General features: G+C 55.0%; 1 CRISPR repeat array.

From position 1 onward, the window contains the following. The first annotated feature begins 65 nt into the window (after positions 1–65). Positions 66–385: direct repeats of the CRISPR family, unit length 36 nt; unit sequence GCCTCAATGAAAGTCCCTCCGAAAAGGAAGGGAAAT. Positions 386–584: the final 199 nt, after the last annotated feature.

Raw genomic sequence — 584 nt, forward strand, 5'->3', positions numbered from 1 at the left:
GAAAGTCCCTCCGAAAAGGAAGGGAAATTGTTGCTCAGGGTGGGGTTTCCTCCAATTTCTGAAAGGCCTCAATGAAAGTCCCTCCGAAAAGGAAGGGAAATCTGAATGCAAGGCCGGGCATCAGGAACCGGATGTGCCTCAATGAAAGTCCCTCCGAAAAGGAAGGGAAATCCGCGGCATCAGGCTGCACCCCAAGAACCCCAAGAGCCTCAATGAAAGTCCCTCCGAAAAGGAAGGGAAATGGACATGATAGCGGCCTGCGTCTCAAAGTCGCCGCGCCTCAATGAAAGTCCCTCCGAAAAGGAAGGGAAATGCGGCGGCCTGGGACGGGCGACCGGTAGACATTTTTGCCTCAATGAAAGTCCCTCCGAAAAGGAAGGGAAATAGCTACCCGAAAATAGCCCGCAACCATGCGGCAGAAACGGGTGCTTCGCGAGAACCTCGCGGAGGCTACACGCAAAATTATACACTCCAACCACATCTACCCCCCGCATAACTCCCTGGCAAGGGAAGAAACCATGCGAGCGACACGCCATGTTCCCGTCACGTACCAGGTTCTCGCTCACACAAAGACCCCCGCCGGG

Origin of the sequence: Rothia sp. HMSC072B04 (assembly GCF_001813725.1) — a bacterium.
GTDB lineage: Bacteria > Actinomycetota > Actinomycetes > Actinomycetales > Micrococcaceae > Rothia > Rothia mucilaginosa.